16 protein-coding genes are annotated in these 19,250 nt (G+C 47.4%); 2 read left to right on the forward strand and 14 right to left on the reverse strand.

The window, feature by feature from the left end:
• Positions 1–43 precede the first annotated feature (43 nt).
• From dnaG to K8S15_06160, 10 genes are all read right to left on the reverse strand, one after another.
• On the reverse strand, positions 44–1,789 hold the full coding sequence (gene dnaG / locus K8S15_06115; GenBank protein MCD4775613.1) for a DNA primase: 1,746 nt from the start codon (positions 1,787–1,789) through the stop codon (positions 44–46).
• Positions 1,789–4,125, reverse strand: coding sequence for a Smr/MutS family protein (locus tag K8S15_06120; protein ID MCD4775614.1), 2,337 nt, complete (start codon positions 4,123–4,125; stop codon positions 1,789–1,791). Before K8S15_06120 ends, dnaG begins: the two co-directional genes overlap by 1 nt.
• Positions 4,126–4,145: 20 nt before the next feature.
• Entirely contained in the window at positions 4,146–5,207 is a 1,062-nt protein-coding gene (locus K8S15_06125) for a J domain-containing protein (GenBank protein MCD4775615.1), read from the reverse strand.
• Positions 5,208–5,383: 176 nt separating this feature from the next.
• Positions 5,384–7,201: a molecular chaperone DnaK gene (gene dnaK / locus K8S15_06130; GenBank protein ID MCD4775616.1), complete on the reverse strand. Its 1,818-nt coding sequence runs from the start codon at positions 7,199–7,201 to the stop codon at positions 5,384–5,386.
• Between the two features lie 236 nt (positions 7,202–7,437).
• Positions 7,438–8,475: an S-methyl-5-thioribose-1-phosphate isomerase gene (gene mtnA, locus K8S15_06135; GenBank protein ID MCD4775617.1), complete on the reverse strand. Its 1,038-nt coding sequence runs from the start codon at positions 8,473–8,475 to the stop codon at positions 7,438–7,440.
• Between the two features lies 1 nt (position 8,476).
• Entirely contained in the window at positions 8,477–9,025 is a 549-nt protein-coding gene (locus tag K8S15_06140; protein MCD4775618.1) for a hypothetical protein, read from the reverse strand.
• Positions 9,018–9,779, reverse strand: a complete 762-nt coding sequence (locus tag K8S15_06145) for a type III pantothenate kinase (GenBank protein MCD4775619.1) — start codon at positions 9,777–9,779, stop codon at positions 9,018–9,020. The genes K8S15_06140 and K8S15_06145 overlap by 8 nt, the downstream gene beginning before the upstream one ends.
• A complete protein-coding gene (nadC, locus tag K8S15_06150; protein ID MCD4775620.1) occupies positions 9,776–10,654 on the reverse strand; it encodes a carboxylating nicotinate-nucleotide diphosphorylase in 879 nt (292 codons plus the stop codon). Before nadC ends, K8S15_06145 begins: the two co-directional genes overlap by 4 nt.
• The gene (locus K8S15_06155) at positions 10,651–12,126 is read right to left on the reverse strand and encodes an amidohydrolase family protein (GenBank protein ID MCD4775621.1); all 1,476 of its coding nucleotides are present in this window, start codon (positions 12,124–12,126) and stop codon (positions 10,651–10,653) included. The genes nadC and K8S15_06155 overlap by 4 nt, the downstream gene beginning before the upstream one ends.
• Positions 12,123–13,010 carry a GGDEF domain-containing protein gene (locus tag K8S15_06160; GenBank protein ID MCD4775622.1) on the reverse strand — a complete coding sequence of 296 codons (888 nt, stop codon included), beginning with the start codon at positions 13,008–13,010 and terminating at the stop codon, positions 12,123–12,125. Before K8S15_06160 ends, K8S15_06155 begins: the two co-directional genes overlap by 4 nt.
• Positions 13,011–13,189: 179 nt before the next feature.
• Between K8S15_06160 and K8S15_06165 the strand changes: the two genes are divergently transcribed.
• Together K8S15_06165 and K8S15_06170 are read left to right on the forward strand one after the other, a co-directional pair.
• Positions 13,190–13,645, forward strand: a complete 456-nt coding sequence (locus K8S15_06165) for a hypothetical protein (protein MCD4775623.1) — start codon at positions 13,190–13,192, stop codon at positions 13,643–13,645.
• Between the two features lie 91 nt (positions 13,646–13,736).
• The gene (locus K8S15_06170; GenBank protein ID MCD4775624.1) at positions 13,737–14,741 is read left to right on the forward strand and encodes a hypothetical protein; all 1,005 of its coding nucleotides are present in this window, start codon (positions 13,737–13,739) and stop codon (positions 14,739–14,741) included.
• 82 nt (positions 14,742–14,823) lie between these two features.
• Here the strand turns inward: K8S15_06170 and rpsD are convergent, their stop codons facing one another.
• The 4 genes from rpsD to K8S15_06190 all read right to left on the reverse strand — a co-directional run bounded on the left by rpsD (position 14,824) and on the right by K8S15_06190 (position 19,194).
• Positions 14,824–15,432 carry a 30S ribosomal protein S4 gene (rpsD, locus tag K8S15_06175; protein ID MCD4775625.1) on the reverse strand — a complete coding sequence of 203 codons (609 nt, stop codon included), beginning with the start codon at positions 15,430–15,432 and terminating at the stop codon, positions 14,824–14,826.
• Between the two features lie 221 nt (positions 15,433–15,653).
• Positions 15,654–17,894 (reverse strand): T9SS type A sorting domain-containing protein, encoded by a 2,241-nt coding sequence (locus tag K8S15_06180; protein MCD4775626.1) that lies wholly within the window; start codon positions 17,892–17,894, stop codon positions 15,654–15,656.
• Positions 17,895–18,116: 222 nt separating this feature from the next.
• Entirely contained in the window at positions 18,117–18,674 is a 558-nt protein-coding gene (locus K8S15_06185) for an HD domain-containing protein (GenBank protein MCD4775627.1), read from the reverse strand.
• Positions 18,675–18,717: 43 nt separating this feature from the next.
• Entirely contained in the window at positions 18,718–19,194 is a 477-nt protein-coding gene (locus K8S15_06190) for a hypothetical protein (protein ID MCD4775628.1), read from the reverse strand.
• Positions 19,195–19,250: the final 56 nt, after the last annotated feature.

Consider the following 19,250-nt stretch of genomic DNA (forward strand, 5'->3'; position numbering starts at 1 on the left):
AGTACAGTCACAATGTCTGTGGTAAGCGGAAATAGGAACTCCCTTACTTGTAGTATTTCTTTTCTATTTCTTCTATTTCTCGAATCCTTCGCCGCAGTTCCTGGATATCATCATCGTTGTCAGCTGAATCCATTTGTAATTTTAGCTGTTTGCGCTCACTCTTAAGCCTGTCCTTTTTCACGGCTTTCATCAGCCTTTCAATGTCCTCGGGTTCAGTCTGTTCCGGATAAACCGTCAACAGCCCGGCGCATACGGAACTGTCATTATCCTCAAGATGTGAAAACTGAAAGCGCTTCATTCCGGAATCGACCTGTCTTTTTATTTCACTGAATATTCTGGATCCCGATTTACTCTGAAAATCATCTTCCACAATGAAATCAACCAGCTGGTTCGATAATCCCTCGGGGGAAAGAAGGAGAAAACCAAGTATTCTGCTGTCCCGCTTGTTCAGTTCTGTTTCTTTCAATTTTCTTTCGGAAGGTTTTCTGATTTTACTGTCCTCTTCATTGATTTCAAGTTCAAGTGTCTTCATTGAGTAGCCGGTTTCCTCAGAAATAACTTTTAGCATTGTCTCCCTGATAACAGGTTCTGTGGAGCTGGAAGCGATCTCTACGAGTCTTTTTACAACTCTTACCTTTTTCCCTGAATCTGTAACCGAAGACCAGCCGCCGAGAAGTTCGAGGGCGTACCTTATGGGATCATTTGCCCTGCCGGTCAGTTCAAGTACGGATTCCCCCCCCCGCTCAAGTATGTAATCATCGGGATCCTGGCCCCGGGGAATAGCAATTATCCTCGGGAGATATCCCTGCTCCATAATAATTTCAGAGGCTCTAACGGATGCCCTCTGTCCGGCACTGTCACCGTCGTAACAAACGAATATGGAAGAGGCAAGAGCTCCGATTTGACGTGCCTGGGGTGGCGTTATAGCAGTTCCGCATGTGGCCACGACGCATTCAAATCCAGCATCTACTAAACGGGCATGATCGAAATAGCCCTCGACCAGTATGACCATATCCAGTTCTCTGGATGCTATTGCGGCGTCTCTATAACCGTAGAGGTAATCACCTTTCCTGTAGATTGGTGAATCTGCGCCGTTAAGGTATTTTGGAGCCCCGGTTGAGGATTCTTCAATCAATCTGCCGCCGAAACTGATAACCCTGCCTCTTCTATCGGAGATCGGGAACAGTATTCTGTCTCTGAATCTGTCGTAAACCCCGCTGTCTCTGGTGGATCTCAATACTATCCCTGATTCGATAAGCTGGCTCTCCGAATATCCTTCTCTGCGCAGATAGGCAGACAGAGTGTTTCCATGGGGTGCCCAGCCGATACCCAACTTTTCGATGGTCTTCTGAGAGAGTTTCCGCTCCTCCAGATAATCCCTTGCAGCTGTTGCTTCCTTCCCCCTGAACTGCTTCCTGTAGAAACTCTGTGCCCGGACAATTATCTCTCTGAATATATCGGTTCTGGTTGTATCCCTGCCGGTTCTTTCAAGCTTGATACCGGCTTCCGATGCCAGTTCTTCCACAGCTTCAGTAAATGAAAAGCTCAGGTAATTCATAAGGAATGAAAATACGTCTCCTCCCGCGCCGCACCCGAAACAATGGTACATCTGCCTTTCAGGGGTAACAAAAAATGACGGGGTCTTTTCCTTATGAAAAGGACATAACCCCTTTATGCTTCTTCCGGATCTTTTGAGGTTAACATATCTTCCGATTACAGAGACAATATCTGTTGATGCTCTTACACGCTCGACGGACTCGTTAGAGAAGTAACCGCCACTTTGGCTCATCAGGATTTCTTCACCGGTGGATGAAGGGATACGATTGTTACTCCGGTTCCTCCCTCTGAAGGTCTTCCCTGTCTGAAGGCTGCTACCCTTCCGTCACTGCGGACCATATCAACAACCGCTTTCATTAATATGCCCTTACCCTTGCCATGTATGATATTAATGAAGGGAATACCTGTAACGATTCCATCGTCAAGAACTCTATCAAGCTCGGTAAGAGCTTCATCGGCGGACATGCCTCTCAGATCCAGTTCGGTTTCAGCATCTACCGGAACGCTCCATCCTGCGGATGAGGGTTTCTCATCCGGGGCAGGTACTTTCCTAAGGTCGCAAAGGGGTTTTCGAAGCCTCAGGTTACCAAGAATCACCGAAGCCTGGCCTTTCCCTGTTTCCTCAACCTTTCCGCATCCGCTCCATCCCTTTACACTGACCCAGTCACCAGGTTCTATATCCCCATCAGCGGGATTATTGTCAATGGTGGATACTTTCCTGTGATCATGTGGTATTCTCGAAACCTCCCTGACCTGCGCCCTGAGTTCCCTTCGTTCTTCAGCAGATTCGGTTTTCGCCAGTCTGGCCAGAAGAGAATCAGCCCTGGAATTAACGCTGTGCTCTATTTCCTGATAGTCCTTTTCGATCCTTCTCCTTTGAGCCAGTAAATCGTTTCTGGCGCTTTTCAGCTCAGCTTCCTTTCTCTCCAGCGATTCTCTGTTTTCTTCACGTTCCCGTTCGAGATCCGCAAGAAGGAGGTGAACCTCTTTTCTTGCGGAAGTAACCTCCTCCAGCATTCTGTCCAGTTTGAAGGAATCACCGGATAGTTCCTGGGCTTTCGTGAGAACAGCATCGGGAAAACCCATCCTTTTTGCTATCTCAAGGGTAAAAGACGATCCCGGTATTCCCGCGATAAAGGAGTAATCCGGCTGCAGCGAATCGCTTTGAAAATTCATACATCCATTGTAGAACCCGACCCTTCCCCGGGCAAAACTCTTTAACTGTCCCTGATGGGTAGTTACAATAAGTCTGCAGCCGGATCCAGCAAGATGCTCAAGAACCGAGGCAGCCAGGGCAGTGCCCGTAAGGGGATCCGTGCCTGCTGCAGGTTCATCGATAAGGGCAAGTGAATTGCTGCCGGGTGCATTGAGCATCTCAAGCTGTTCGACCAGACGCGCTGAATAGGTGCTCTGATGCCGGGCTATCGACTGCTGGTCTCCGATGGAAACATGAATCCTATCGAAGAACGGCAAAGTGGACTCCGCATCAGCGCAGGAACCTATTCCTGACTGTGACGTAACTATAGCCAGTCCCACTGCTTTGAGCAGTACACTTTTCCCCCCCGCATTGGGTCCGCTCACGATCAATACTCTCCAGTCCTCAGGGAGTACAACACTGTTCCTGACAATTTCTTTTTCGGGTATCAGAGGATGTCTCAGATTTATCAGTGAAAGACATCCCCGTGAAGGAAAAACCGTTCCGTATTCTTTGTGGAAGGAAGCCCTTGCGAAAATTGCGTCCAGTGATGCCGAAGCGTCAAAACACTGTTTCAGGTAGTCAAGGTGTTCCCTTATCTCAAGCGACGCCTCCTTCAGAATCCTCCGCTTCTCGTAATCAAGATCCAACGATGCTTCCCTGAGGGCATTACCGTCTTCTACAAGCGCAGACGGTTCAATGAAGATTGTCTCGCCACTTTCGGACCGGTCATGAACGATTCCTCGAACATCATTCTTTTTTGAAGCGATGACTGGCAAAACGTACCGATTATCCCTTAACGTAGGTGGCAAATCTCTGAGGATGTTCCTGCTGGAAAGAGATGATGAAATTTGCTCGATCCGCTTCGAGAGCCTCCTCTTGAGTCTGTCCACCTGTTTCACGAGCCTGTGGAATTCCTTCGACGCGTCTGGAGAAATATCTCCATCCGGCGTGGTTATTAAAATCAGCCTGTCGGACAGCTTACGCAGCCGTGGAATCCGCTCGAGGTACTTCTCAAGCGCTGAACAATCAACTGCTTCATCCCTTGAGGAATCGACAGACTGAATAAATCGATCAAGGTCTGAGAGTATTGAACCAACTGTTCTCAGCTGTATCGGTTCAAGTACAATTACGCCGTTATCGAGAAGATCACAGATTTCATGAAGATCGTCGTTACCACCTGCTGGAATACTGATACCGTTAGCAAGCAGTTCGGCAGCAGCTTCCGTTTCCCGCTGGAGCTCATCGGCTGTTTCCCTCAGCCAGCCAGGTTTGAGTGACAGAACCTCTGCTTTTCCTGCCCCGCTTACGGTTCTTACAGCGATGTTTTCGAGAACCTTCTGGAATTCCAGACGCATAAGGGAATTGGTCATGGTAGAAAAGCCTGCAGCAACTATGATGAGGGTATGAAATGGTCTGATTCACCAAGCTCCTTCAGTATCTTTTTCTCCTTTCTTGAAAGCTTTTTCGGGACGTGTACATCGGCAACCACGACAATATCGCCCCTTCCGAATCCCTTCAATTTCTTTATCCCTTTTCTTTTCAGCACGAGCCTTTCACCAGGCTGTACTCCGGGGGGAATTGAAATATTCATTGTTTCTTCCTCTATGGCAGGAATGGTAATCTCAGTACCCAGAGCCGCATCGGGGAAAGATATCCTGGTTCTGTAAATCAAATCGTAATCCTCACGCTTGAATTCACCGTAATCGATATTCCTTATTCTCAGAATAGCGTCTCCGGGATGACCCTCATCTCCGGGAAAATGTCCCTGCCCCCTGAGCCTTATGAAATGCCCCTCGGTAATCCCCGCTGGAATATCTACTGAAATCGTTCTTTCCCTGGATTCAAGCCTTGATCCCATGCACCTGGGACATACTCTCACGGGGATCTCGCCTCTGCCATTGCAGGATGGACAGACCGAAACCGACTGCATTGCTCCCAGGAGAGTTCTTCTGACTGTTCTTATCCTTCCCTGCCCTCCGCACCTTTCGCACCGCTTTAATCCTTCAGAGGGATCTGCTCCCGTTCCATTGCAGATACTGCAATGTTCATTTCTTTCCAATTTAAACTCACGGGAGCTGCCCATGACTACTTCGTTCAGGTCCAGCTTAATATCAATGACAGCATCTCCACCTCTGGAGGTTTCTCTTGGGCGGCCGAATCCGAAAATATCCTGGAAAGACCTTAAGGCGTCATCCATTCCGAATCCACCAAAGAAATCGGACATATCTGGCATTCCATCCGCCGAACCCGTTCTGTCAAATCTATCCCTTTTACCGGGATCGCTGAGAATTTCGTAAGCCTGGGTTATCTCCTTGAATCGATTTTCCGCAGCCTTGTCTCCGGGATTTCTGTCAGGATGATATTTCAGAGCTAGTTTTCTGTATGCGCTTTTGACTGTCGCGTGATCAGCTTGCTTTTCAACACCAAGAACTTCGTATGGATTACTGCCCATCGTACCACATCCGTAAAAGAGTAAACAATCAGTTCTTCATCTGCTCACTGCTGGATTGATGCAGATGGTCCATACTGATTTAATTTTCATCGTTCAATTTCCGAAGCAGAAATATAGTAAGGAATTGTTTTATGGAAAAACGACATTAAGAAAGCAGAGCTTCTGAGATAAATCCGTCAGTCTATAGCGTCTTCCTGATCAAGCTTGTTCATGTCAGCAGAATTGTCTTTCTCATCAAGAGTTTCAGTCATATTCATTATATTTCGTACTGTGTGCATTACTATAGACAGATTCTTCTCGGACTTTTCAATAGAGGCAATATTGGTCTCGTCGCGGGCAGTTCTCAATTCGTTCAGGGCTAATTCAAGATCTCCCTTGGATTCCCTGTCAAGCCTGTCACCGCCGGTCTTAATCAGCTTTGTCGCTTCGTATATTAACTGATCGGCAACATTCCGGCTCTCAATCAGCTTCATCCTGTCACGGTCGGCTTCTTTGCTTTTCTTGGCTTCACGTATGAGTTTCCCGATATCATCATCTGAAAGGCCACCACTGGGGTTGATCTTCATCTCCTGATGCTTGCCGGTAACGGCATCCTTGGCGTTAACGAACAGAATTCCATTGGCATCGATTGAGAATGATACTTCTACCCTGGGAACACCTCTTGGCGCGGGGCTGATACCGACAAGTTCAAATCTTGCAAGGCTTCTATTATTCTCGGCAAGGTCGCTCTCGCCCTGAAGTACATGAATACCTACTATTTGCTGATTATCAACCGCTGTAGTGAACATCTTGCTTCGTTTTATAGGTAATGGGCTGTTCTTGGCTATTATCGGTGCCATAACGCCACCAAGGGTCTCAACACCCATGGTGAGCGAGGTTACATCGAGAAGCACAAGATCCTTCCTCTGGCCAGACACTACGGATCCAGCTATTGCAGCACCCATAGCTACCACTTCATCGGGATTTACGCTGTGAACAGGTTCCTGCTGAAAAGCTTCTTCAACAAGTCGCCTGACCATCGGTATCCTGGTTGACCCTCCGACAAGAACGACTGTCTCGAGATCTTCGTGTGTAAGGCCGGCATCCTTCAGAACCTGCAGGCATAATGGTCTTGTACTTTCAACCATATCCCTGATAAGTCCTTCGAACAGGCCTCTGGTGATTGACATCTCAAGATGTACAGGCCCTTCATCGCTCGAGGCGATAAAAGGAAGGTTAATCGAAGTTTCCAGGGCTGTTGAAAGCTCACATTTGGCTCTTTCTGCCGCTTCACGAACCCTCTGGGGAGCAACAGGATCTTCCTTCAGGTCGATGCCCTTCTCCCGTTTGAACTCGCTCATTATCCATTCTACCAGGCGTGCGTCAAAATCGTCTCCGCCCAGTTGTGTGTTTCCAGTAGTGGCTTTAACTTCGAAAATTCCGTTCACTACCTGGAGAACACTAATATCGAAAGTGCCTCCTCCAAAATCGAATACGGCGATCTTTCTTCGTTCAACGGCATCGGTAAATGCTAGCGCCGCGGCGGTAGGCTCATTAAGTACGCGCTTAACGTTCAAACCGGCAATTGTGCATGCAGCTTTTGTTGCCTTTCTCTGTATTTCATTGAAATGAGCGGGTACGGTCACAACGACATCGGTTACTTCCTCTCCCAGGTACTCCTCTGCACGGTATTTCATCTTCTGCAGAATCATCGAGGATATTTCCTGGGGAGAAAAAGTCCTGCCGTCTCCGGTCCTGACAACAGCGTCGCCGTTGTCATTGGGAATAATGTCGTAAGATACATTGAAAGTTTCCTTTTCAAGCTCTTCGTACTTTCTTCCCATAAGTCTTTTAATGCTTGTTATTGTGTCTTTAGGATTAGTTATCGCTTGTCTTTTTGCAACAATACCAACAAGCCTGTCTCCTGCAGGTGTGAATGCGACAACAGAAGGCATGACTCTGGGTCCTTCGCCGGTCTGTATTACAATAGCGTTTCCACCTTCAGATATTGACATGCAAGAGTTGGTTGTTCCCAGGTCAATACCAATTATGCAGCCCAAAATGCCTCCTTAGAATATGTACAGCCTTGCACTCGTAGAACGTACTGCCTGAGCAAAAAATCTAATACGTTGTAAAATAACTGAAGTTGGTCCAAACTCCAACCTCCAGAAATTATCACGTTAACAGTACGCTGCAACTGAGAAAATGTCAACTCTTCAGCAGAAAATAAGCAAACAGTAATTGAGCTCATTTACAGGGATTTCCCTGCTGCTGATAGTACTTTTTCCGTATCCGGAGAAAACAGCACTCCTTTCTCACAGATTATGGCAGTAATAAGCGACGCCGGGGTAACATCAAATGCCGGATTCCATACTCCCACACACTCCGGAAGAAGCTGTCTCCCTCCAAAGGCTGACAGTTCGTTTCTTCCCCTCTGTTCTATTTCTATATCTCCTCCGCATTCAGTCGAGATATCAAAAGTGGAGAGGGGCGCAACAATATAAAAAGGAACTCCATGTTCTCTTGCCGCCAGCGCAAGTGGATATGTGCCAATCTTGTTAGCGGCATCTCCATTGCCGGCAATTCTGTCGCTGCCAACGATAACCGCGTTTATCTCACCTTTTTCAAGAAGCGAAGCCGCTGCGGAATCCGGAAGGACATCAACCGGAATACCTGCCCTTGAAAGCTCCCATGATGTCAATCTCGCCCCCTGCAGGAGGGGGCGGGTCTCATCGGCATACACCTTTTTGAGAAGACCGCGGTCCCATGCTTCGTATATCACAGCCAGAGCTGTTCCAAGACCTGCTGTTGCCAGTCCGCCAGCATTGCAGTGCGTTAAAACCGTTGAACATCTTTTCAGCAGATCAGCGCCGAAATGTCCCATCCGTTTGCTTGCTTCAAGATCATCCCGCATCAAACCGAAGGCGGATTCCAGGAGAGCTCGAACAGCGTTTTCCCTTTCCGGATTCCTCTGGAACACATCGCGCTGAATGTCAAGACAATGAAACAGATTAACCGCCGTAGGTCTTGTTCTTTCGAGTATATCCAGCTTCGAATGGAAGGCGGCATCGTTTCCTTCACCTGGGTCGCAGGTTTTTGCGGCAATTACAGCACCAAATGCCGCTGCAATTCCAATTGCTGGTGCTCCTCTGACAGCAAGGGTCCTTATTGCTTCCGCCAGCGTATCTATATTCTTGCAGTCAATGTAAATTTCCTCGGCGGGAAGCTCTCTCTGATCCAGCAGGCGCAGAAAACCATCCATCCATTGCATGGTCGGAAGAGGAATCATATCAGTCTGCCCCTGTAAGAATATCCAGACATACTTCGAGAATACCTGTGGGCTCCATCAATCTGCCTTTACCTTCAGTGCCACATGCAAGTGGTCCGCTGACGGGTCCTGCGAACAGAACACCGCGACTTTCCAGTATCTCAATGTTGGCAGCGACAGCTTTGCTGTTCCACATCCTGCTGTTCATTGAAGGCGCCATGACAACTGGAGCATCACAGGCCAGAAACGCGGAAGAGAGAAGATCGTTCGCCAGTCCATTAGCGGCTTTTCCAATGAAATCAGCAGTGGCTGGCACAATAACTAGAAGATCAATGCTGTCGGTCAGTGTGATATGTGGAACTGGATCTCCGGGTTGCTCCGTAAAAAGCAAACTGTAAACAGATCTTCCCGTTACGCAGGTCAATTGAGTCTCAGAAATGAACTGTAGCGCGGCCTGTGTTAGAATACCGTCTACTTCGTACCCTTCCTTTCTAAAGAGTGATGCGAGTATTACTCCCTTGAAGGCTGCCGCACTGCCGGTGATTCCAAGTAGTATTCGATTATCATTCATTTAAATACCCTTCTCCAATACAGTCTATTCCCACAAGTGTAAGTTCGGGACAAACCTTCATACGGTTTCTGCACTTCCCTGCGATACCCGGTGCCCAGCCTCCCGTTGCCCATATCTCGGGATTACCCTTTATATCCTTTAAAAGCTCGTCAATAATGTAATCAGCCGCCCCAACAGCCCCGAGGAGAACCCCGGAGCATACAGCTTCCGCAGTACTCCTTCCAATGGGTGAAACCGGAAACTCAAGATCCACAGGGTTGAGCTTCTCTGCCTTCTTGAATAGTTCTCCTGCAGCGGTTCCTACTCCTGGAGTTATGGCGCCGCCAGCGTAAGCTCCTTTACTGTTGATAACATCAAAGGTTGTTGCCGTTCCAAAATCAACAACAATAGCTGGAAATGAACCTAATTTGAGAGCTCCTACCGCATTTGCCAGTCGGTCTGCTCCCAACTCATGGGGAAATTTATAATCAATTATAATTCCAGCCGTTTCAACCGTTACTTCTACCGGATTTACATTTATATACCTTCTGGAAAGATTAAGAAGAGCATGACGTACCTGGGGAACTACACAGGCATAAGCAAGCCCTTCCGGTATATCACAATTGTCTGTTTTCAGAAGTGACCTTAGGATAACCCACAGATCATCAGCAGTCCAATGTCTGGTGGTAATTCTCCATTGAACACTAAGCCTTCCATTATCGAATACTCCCACAGAGGTTCTTGTATTACCTATATCGAGTACAAGTCTTCTCATTTCTTCCCCCAGTCAAATCCGATATCCGCCGATGCAGCCGAATGCGTAAGGGCGCCCGAGGATATTCCGTCAACTCCGCTGCAGGCAACCTCCCTGATATTCTCCAAAGTGATTCCCCCGGAAGCTTCAAGATAGATACCGCTCCCGGAAGCCATTCTTACAGCCTCTGCCAATGTCGCGGGTTCCATGTTATCGAGCAGGATTCTGTCGGGTTTTTCATCAAGCACTTCTCCAAGTTGATCTATGGAATCCACCTCTATTTCAATTGGGATACCCTTCTCCCTTATCCTAAGGATTACGCTGTGCAGTTCTCCGGCTCCTCCGGCAACCGCTATATGATTGTCCTTTACCATGGCGAGTTCTGCAAGGTTGAAACGGTGATTCACGCCTCCGCCGACCCTTACAGCGTATTTTTCGAGGGTTCGAAGACAGGGAGTGGTCTTTCTCGTATCCAGGATTTCAACTCCTGTTCCCTTAACGGCTTCAACATATTCCGCCGTGAGTGTCGCAATACCTGAGAGGCGGCAGAGGAGGTTAAGAGCCACCCTCTCTCCTCTTAGAAGCAAATCAGCGGAACCGTATAAACGGCCTATCGTATCCCCCTGAAATACTCTTGAACCATCAGGAATTTGCTGATGAATCTTCGGAACACTCCATCCCGATGAAATGGAAAGTTCTTGAAAAACCTGCTCCACCAGAAACCATCCGGCTGCGATGCACTCCTCTCTGGCTGAAACAGCACAGGTACTTTCATCGTCATCTGGTATTCCAAGGGATGAAGTTGTAACGTCATCCTTTACTCTGTCTTCAGCAAGTGCGTTTCGCACAATGAATCGTCCAACCGATACATGATCCGACCAGTCAACTGTTATCATGAGATTTCCTCCAGAAGTGCTTCATGGCCGTGCACAACTTTACCGTCGCAGATGGTCACTGCAACTTCGATCTCACTCCAGGGCGTATGAAAAGGATCTGCTGACAGTACCGTCATGTCTGCCTTCCTGCCAGGTGAGAGATGTTCGGCAATATCCTGAAAACCGCAAATGGATGCAGCTTCAAGTGTATATGCATTAAGTGCGGAGGCTGTATCAATTCTGAATTTCTCTAACGGATGGTCTGTTGCGCCATCTAGCCCTTTAAGAGGTCCAAATGGCATACCGTCACTGCCGAAACCCATTTGAAAACCAGCATCCTTCACCAGACTGAAAGGATTCATGGCCATGGCTCTTTCCTTTCCGATTTTCCTTTCGTACAATCCTCCGGGAATCTGCCACCTGCTTACAAAATTAGGTTGCATAACGAAAGAGTGAACGGAAGGATTCCACCGGCCGGGCCAATCGGCAGTTAATTCTTCAGCATGCTCTATCCGTATTTTTATAGTATCTCCTCCAGAGCGTTTCTCAAGAAATTTCTGGCCTACTCGGTCTATCTGTGCCAGTGCCCTGCCCCCTATAGCATGGTAAACGGGCATGAGGTCAAGGCTGTCCGCAAGCTTAAGACTTCGCATAACCTGTTCATCCGACAATAGAGGTAAGGCAATCGTTCCGTCTGTATAGTTTCCCGAAACAGCTGCTGTAGATGCTCCCAATGATCCGTCAAGAAAGAATTTTAAACCACTAATCTGGGGGGGTGCATCTTCATATTCCTTTGGGAATTCATTTAGAAAATCTGCGTCTTTTCCGAAAAGACAGAGGGATATTCTAATGGTAGGCCTGTTTTTCAACAGTATTTCCGCGGTGACACGAGATTCAAAAGTATATACCGCGATGACTCCTTTAGAATAGGCCTGTTCCACAGCCAATGAGCATGCCTGTCCAAGAATGTCCGCTTCAATCGGAAACACGCTTTCAAAATCAAGAATTATCCCCTCCCTGATGACGCCTGTTGAATAGTTAACCCCGGGGGATTTCAGGGGAAGCATTTCCAGCATGGCTGAGTTTACAAGGGCTTCATGTCCGCAAACTCTTCTGATAAAAACCGGTCGGCTTCCAGTTGCCCTGTCGAGTTCCTTCAGTGTGGGAAGGGCAGGGTCATTCCACGTGCTTTCATCAAATCCGTATCCTCTGAGGATACGCCCCGTTCTTCTTGAATCGATCTCGGAGTTAACAGAATCAACGAGATCCATTGCGGAAACAGTTCCTCTGAGATCAACAAACAGCCGTTCAAGTCCGCTCCAGAGGAAATGGCAATGGGCATCTACAAAACCCGGAATAGCGAACAACCGGGAATTCACATCTGAAGCATTGGATATTCCGGTGATTCTGTCACCTGAAATGGATATTTTCGATGCGGGCAATATCCTGTCCCCAGGGCCGGTCCAAACACCGCCGCAGACAATAGATTTCATGAACCGTGATCTTTCAAATGATGATACATAAGGTCAAGAACTTCAGCTTCAACCTCAAAACTGAAAAATGTAGAATCACCGCGCCGCTCTACACTGGTAACTCGGCCTCTTATTTCAGCTGTAACAGCTCCTCCCGGAGGCACCGGACCCTCGGCAAACTCCCGAAGACTCCTGCCCGGATCTGATATCTCCCGGGCTTCGATTTCTGTAAGCTCGCCTCTGTGCCTGAACCAGCGAGCAAGAATTACATAACTGCCCTCGCTGATGGAGGAAGCAGCCGGAAACCGGACATCGAGAATAACCGGTGTACTCTCACTTTTTTTTACCGAATTAAAGACGTTTACCCTGTTCCTGCCCCCCTTCTTGGCATCGTACAGGGCTTGGTCGGCAGCTACAAGCAGCTCGCTTCCTGCCACTGAGGGAAAAGTACTAACGCCCAGCGAAATGCTCACAGAAAGGGGAACAGATAATGTTTCATCGTCCACACCGGCTTGCCTTTTCAGAGGGGAGTTGTAAATGCTCTGTCGAATTCGTTCTGCAGTCTTGAAAGCTTCGTCCAAAAGTACGTTCGGAAGGAGAACAGTGATCTCCTCTCCTCCGTATCTGTAAGCTTCTCCACGATGTTTTACGCACCTTCGAATGATACTGCTGACATGCCTTAGAATTTTGTCTCCGGTATCGTGTCCCCACCTGTCATTGAATATTTTAAAATGGTCTATATCTATCATTATTGCCGACAATGGAAGGTTGTCCTCACCCACGATACGAAGCAGCAGTGGTAAACTGCTATCCAGAGCCTTTCTCGGAGGTATTCCTGTAACCGAGTCGAGTTCTCCCATCCAGGGAAACTCCAGCTGCGAATCGTTTCGGGCCATCGATAACACTTGAAAACCTTCCGTTGTTTTTATCGGTATCCATCACAAACATTCTTCTTCAGCGATGAATGCTGGTTTATGAATAATAACAGGATACTGAATAAATGAAAGCACCTGATCAGGAATCATTGACGAGGACTACGAAAATAGACAGACTATATTAGGTATAATACAAATGGAAGGAAATCATGCTAAAAATGTGCTATGTTGTTCGCGGGGTACTTCCGGTAATCCTTTTAAGCGTGATGTCATGCTCCTGGTCAGCAAAACAGCAGGAGATTCTTGACGCGTACAACGAGTCTGCTGGATACATCAATCGGAACGAATGGGAATCCGCCGCATCTTCGATGAGTTCCTCCACAATACTCTTTCTTGATTCACTCGCTGATGATCTTTCCACCAGGGGACTGCAAGGATACGAATCAGGTACTGATCTACTTCCGGTACTTTACACAGAATGCATTGACTTCAATGGAGATGTAACTATGATTTTTATTCAGGGAGATAGGGCGGAAATCACTCTAACATCAGGTAAATCATATAAGTTTCCAATGATTTTTGAGGGGAATTGCTGGAAGCTGGATCTTTCAGAGATATTTAGAAACAACCTTGATACTGCCCTTACGGGTTCATATGTTCGATAGTTGTCTTGTATTGAACAATTCTGAATATTAAGCAAACATTATGCCGTGCCGGTTCGGAAAACCGGAATACAAAGAGAAGAAAGGGAAATAAATGAAGAAACTGGCATTACTTCTGAGCGTTCTTACTATAGCTCTTTTCGCTGCATGCGGAGAACAGGCGGATGAAGCAACTCCAGCTCCAGCAGATGACATTGAAGAAGTAGCAACGGTTGAAGTTACTATAACAAATGGACTTGAAGCATGGGAAATCCATTCTATTTTTGTAGACCCGTCCGATGAACCATGGAGCGAAGACCTCCTCGGAAGAGAAGATATTCTTAGTACAGGAGAATCCTTCACAGTCGAAGTAGAAAAGGGCACCTGGGATATAATGGTATCCGATGAAGACGGCGACACTTACACACTCTGGGAAATTGAGATAGGACCTGAAGGTTACAAGTGGAATGTTACTCTGGACGACCTTGACAGCGGATGGGATGAAGAAGAATTCACAGAACCTCAGATTCTCGAAACTGGCGAAGGAACCGCACCGATTACCATCACCAACAGTCTTGAGGGATGGGACATTTTCTGGGTATACGTCGATACATCCGACGAACCCTGGGGTGATGACCTTATGGGTATGGATGTTCTCTACCCTGATGATCAGATCATCGTCTGGGTAGACCCCGGAACCTATGACATCAAGGTTGAGGACGAAGACGGCGACACATACACCCTCTGGGAAGTTGAAGTAGATGAAGTCGGCTACGAATGGAATGTAATACTCGACGATATGGATTCCATCGAAGACGCGGTATTGTTGGATGCCGTTTCTTTGGAAACTGGTGAAGGAACCGCGCCGGTCACCATCACCAACAATCTTGGTGGTTGGGATATATACTTCGTTTACGTAGACCCTTCTGATTCTCCCTGGGGTGATGATCAGCTTGGAGCTGACATCCTTGAAGACTCAAGCGAGATCACGATCTGGGTAAACCCCGGATCCTATGACATGAAGGTTGAAGACGAAGACGGTGATACTTACACCCTCTGGGAAATCAATGTTGACGAAAACGGTTACGAATGGGCAGTAACCCTTGAAGATATGGATTAGACGATAAGGTAATAGTTCCAAATAGCAGAAAAACCCGTGGAAAGCATTGCAATCCACGGGTTTTCTTTTCACACCAAAATACTTATTTCGAGTAGAACTCAACAACCATAGTTTCGTCTACTTCAAGAGGAACGTCCTCACGTGAGGGTAGAACCTTCATTATTATCTTTCTGGCAGTGGGATCAACATCAAGATATGCAGGTACTCCAATGCCGGAACCTTCTGTAATATTTTCCTCGATTACTTTTAGCTTTTTGCTCTTCTCCTTCAGAGAAACGACATCGCCAACTTTGACTAAATATGATGGAATATCCAGTTTCCTGCCGTTAACTATTACATGGCCGTGGCCTACAAGTTGACGGGCAGCGGGTATGGATTTTGTAAAACCTGACCTTGCGACAACATTATCCAGCCTTCGCTCTATCTGCTGAAGAAGGTTATGGCCTGTTTCGCCTTTCATTGAAGTAGCTTTCCTGTAGTACTTCCGAAGTTGTTTTTCAGACAGACCGTAGTTGAATCTGATCTTCTGTTTCTCTATGAGCTGAAGTCTGTATGTTGAAGCTCTTCTTCTATGCCATCTGCCACCATGTTCTCCGGGGGGGTTCGGATTGGCAGGATCCCTTCTGGTCAGCCCCGGCAGGGGTCCTAAGGATCTGATTTTGCGAAATTTCGGACCGCGATATCTTGACATTAAGCAACCTCCATATTTTCTGTGCCTCACGAATTCTTCGTGGCATGACGATAACACCGGACACCCGCCGGTGAACTGTTCTTGGACAGCCATCTTCACGCTTCAGCACAATTTACAATAAGGCTCAAATCTACTGATTATAAGTGGGATATGTCAACTCATACGGAAGTTCCCGGAAAACAGGGGTACACATCGAAGCGTACCCCTATTCTTTCAGATATCTATCTGATAACCACGCAGGATCTTGTCAGTGTATTACCATTGGTGGAAAACTTGAGTAAGTAAACACCACCTGGTACCGGTGTACCGTTCGAATCGATTCCCATCCATTGTATGGAGTGGGTTCCAGAAAGCATTTCACCGGAGGCAACGTTGGTCACAAGTCTTCCGGACAGATCGTAAATATCCAGAGAGGCGTCTCCGGTCACAGGCATAGCGCAAGTAAAAGTAGTGGAATTTGAGAAGGGGTTAGGTGCCGGGTGGGAAAGCTCGAGGCTCATTACACCACTGCTACTACCCGCAATCCCGGTTGTAACTACTACTGAAGCAACGTAAGGATACAGGTTATGACGGGTGCAAGTAATTGTCGCATTCCCCATACCTGGAATTGCGGGAATATCAAAGGACACCAGACCGGAAGCATTCGTATAGCCGCTCTGGAGAAGTGTCGTATCCTGTACAACTCCTACGAGCGCACCCTCAACAGGTGATCCGTCTGCTGTTACCGTCACGCTCCAGGTACCTTCAGCGATAGTTGCCAAATGATCTCCAGCAAGATGTACAATGGGTGAAGTATCGGTGAAAATATCGAATTCCGGACAACCCATTATCATGTGCATATTACTGTTACTGGCATCCCCGGTGTACTGGTAGGCCTTTATTTTACCGTAATCGAAGGCTGCTCCCATGTGATACATTTCCTCTTCGAAGTAACCTCTGAACTGGTACAAGGCCAAAGAATCGGTTGGACCAACGGGGCTGCCTTTTGTTGCTCCCATGAAACCGACGGCTCCCTTAGGTGATGAAATGCTGCCTTCGTTCATCCATGCTTCACCGAAGCATGGGCTGGAATCGTCGAACTCGCAGTTCGAACAAGCAATAGAACTTACCCAGGGCAGCCTTCGTCCGTTTGAGAGTGCCGCGACATCGCTGTTGCTGAAACCTGTCGTTCCCCATGCAGTATGACTTCCGTGGCCGATGTAGCTGAGAAGAGAAAGCCCATTGTTAACCTCTGCGGATATATTCGAGATCGTAGGAGGAATACCACCGTAGGCACTGGAGTTACAATAGAGTGTTGTGGACATTTCGTGATTCTGGAATATTGCATGGTACCTCCATGACATCCAGGGATCCTGAAAATCGGTTGAACCGATGCTTATGGCGTGCTGGAACCAGCTTGTGGCAGGTTCAAAGGGATCGTTCTCGTAGCTTTCGATCTTCCAGCACTGGTACGGCAATGAACCTGTATCACCGCAAATCCTTCCAACGTGGATGCTGGGATCAACACCGCTGCCGATAACACCGTACTGGTTATCAGCTTCCGTTCCGTTTGCGTATGGAGTTGGGACAACATTTTCGTCGCCGACAATAAGAATCCATTCGGGAGGATTCGGCCAGTTGCTGTAAGCATTTTCAATCCAAGCGTCAATCTCGGTTGCTGTACTGCCGATGGCAGGTACCACTCCGTACTGAACATCCAGCCCCTTCTGCCTCTTCCAGTCGATCAGATCCTGAGCGTAACCAATGCTTTCTTCGGAGCCTATGACAAGGTAAGATCCATCAATAACATCGGTACCCATGGGTTCGAACCCCAGGACTTCTTCATATATCGGCAAATAGCTTCGAGTGTATCCGTAGAAAGGTCTGTGGATCTCGTTTTCACCAACGCCCTCGGTAGTAAGGCGAATGGCCACGTTCGTGTTTATTATGGTTTCTCCAGAAACAGGATTGTACTGAACAGGTGAAAAACGCACCCATGCGATTCTGATATCTCTCAGGATGCTTACCCGTTCTATAACAACAGGCTGTGAAGGGTAGAATTCCGAGCTGGAATAAACATCTTCGTTTATCCTGTAAGGTGCCGGTCCACCGCTTCTGGTGGGATATTCCTGGAATGGAGGAATGCTGAAGATTCCGAGGGGTGAGGATTCTGCTGATACGATCTCGACACTGACATCACCAGTATTGGGAATAAGAACCATTCTTCTGATAACTGGCAGATCCGGGCTTCCAACGGGCATGCCTTCTCCCCCCCGAGGAATTCTAAGAATAGTCCCTTCGCCAAAATCTCCAACGATTTCGTTTTCAGCGGTAAGAGCGGGAAGGGTGAATTCAACAAGTATGCCTTCATCATCCATGCCAAGGAATTCAGCGGTTTCTGTGAAATCCTCGGCACGGTACAACACTTCGGCACTGGCAATTACTGCAAGAAGCAGCAGCGGAATAATCATAACTCTCAACATTTTGAGCCTCCATTGGGGTCGGACGTAACTTCTGGTCACTTACAAAACAACGTTTTGTACATTAAATTGTCATTGTCTAATATGTTACAAATTCAAATTTGCATAATGCTATTGGAAAAGCTGTTATTGCTCAATTATGTAATGTTATGCAATAATATGTTATTTATTAATACCAATCAATTCATTCTTGTTGCACAAGTTGAAGAAGTGTGGTACGTCCCCTTAAATCAGCAGGCCTTTTTGGAGCATAACCATGGGGTTGAACGTTGCGAAATCAGCCTGGTGAACAAGAACAGTCTCCACCCTCTGGGGTCTTCCCTCACCCTCCTTCGCATGGCACCCGATCATATTAATAATGGCCATTGGCATATCGAACCTGGAAGCCAGTATCGCCCCCGAAATTGGATGTCTCGCGTGTTTACCATGAAGGCTTTTTACATATCCATTCTCAGTACGCTCAATTTCCATCAGTTTTCCCACATCGTGAAGAAGACCACCTGCAACCAGCATATCATGGTCGATCTCAAATGGCAGCTGAGAACTTGATTGCATCGCCCGGGCAAGGCCCAGCGCACCTTCTGTTACAGCAATTGTATGCTGAACAAGGTTGATCCCATGAGTGTCGGTAAGAAGCGTAAACGGGATTTTCTCCAGATCGTCCGGCTCCCATCCCCCCTCGATAGCCGCAGCAGTCCAAATTTCAACAGTCTTCCGCCTGAGTTCAGAATCTCCTATTTTTTCAAGCTGCTCTCTAAATAGCTCTTCAATTCTGTCTTTCATGCATAGCCCTTCTCGTCTTACCTGTACAACAAGTCAGTCAGTATTAGAGTTCCGACTGGACCATACTTTCGCCAAGTTTCCAGTCATTCCCTTCGCGTATCATAGCTATCTCAATTTCTTCCGGGTAGTTGGATACTATCAGGAATACTGTGCTGGTGTCGCCCTGTATATCAAAACCGGAGACCTCTATATCTTCTTTGGGAGGAAACCCTTGAGTAATAACTGGCGCGTTGATGAGCGCATCGATAAAATCAGTTGCTGTCCAGTTCACAATCTCTTCGCCGGTCAGTGCTATCTGGAACTTCTGTGAGAGCTCCGTCGCGGCCTGATACGGCTGTATCTTAACCATAATCAGTATCATGTTAATCATATCGATTGAATTCGAAGAAAGGCTGGCTTCAACACCTTCTGCATCACCCTCGTAGAAAGCATCCATCAGGTTTTCGAACGCTTCTCCGGGTTCGTTCGACGCGGCGATGCCGGCAAGAACAGCCAGCAGCAGTGGTAGAAATATCTTCAATGCTTTTCCTTCCGTATGAGTTCAGCCAATTGACTTACTTATATAACCGAAACTCA

The organism is Candidatus Aegiribacteria sp., from assembly GCA_021108005.1.
In the GTDB taxonomy this organism is placed as follows: Bacteria; Fermentibacterota; Fermentibacteria; order Fermentibacterales; family JCC-6; genus Aegiribacteria.